General features: G+C 35.4%; 1 protein-coding gene. It reads right to left on the minus strand.

Annotated features, from left to right (window positions below; all coding sequences use genetic code 11):
- The coding region (locus RM520_RS15235) for a discoidin domain-containing protein (protein ID WP_311388571.1) at positions 1–517 on the minus strand (517 nt) is incomplete at both ends.

Genomic DNA, 517 nt, shown 5'->3' on the forward strand with positions numbered 1-517 from the left:
TTACCACCAGCAGGAAGCGCATTGAAGAATTGGATTCCTGATGCTGTATTTAAGTCACCAATTGGTGTTATCGTCGCCTCAAATGAATCACAAGGGTCAGTAATTATTTCAGTACATCCTAAAACTTCAATTTCTTGTGCATGTAATATTCTGTTACCCCCATTCTCAGGAAAATGAATACGCACATAACGAGCCATTTCATCAATTTTAATAACTGCTTCAGTATTCACATTTCCTCCATAAAAAGTTGAAGTGTATGAAGGATTTTTGATCATCTCCATAATATCACCGTTTTCTGGTATTGGTGTTATAGAGGTTAGAACATAAAAATCTCTAAGTCTTTCTTCAACCGCTTGACTTACGTTTGTTCGGTTGTAAATGTGAATATCTTCAACATAACTAACAGTTTCAAGATCAACTTCCCACCAAGGTGAGCTATCTACATTTGAAGTATGTTGAAAATTATCTGAGTTATTAAAAACCCCATCATTTGCTTTGCTAGCAATATCTGAACCAC

This window comes from Croceitalea vernalis (assembly GCF_031846405.1).
In the GTDB taxonomy this organism is placed as follows: domain Bacteria; phylum Bacteroidota; class Bacteroidia; order Flavobacteriales; family Flavobacteriaceae; genus Croceitalea; species Croceitalea vernalis.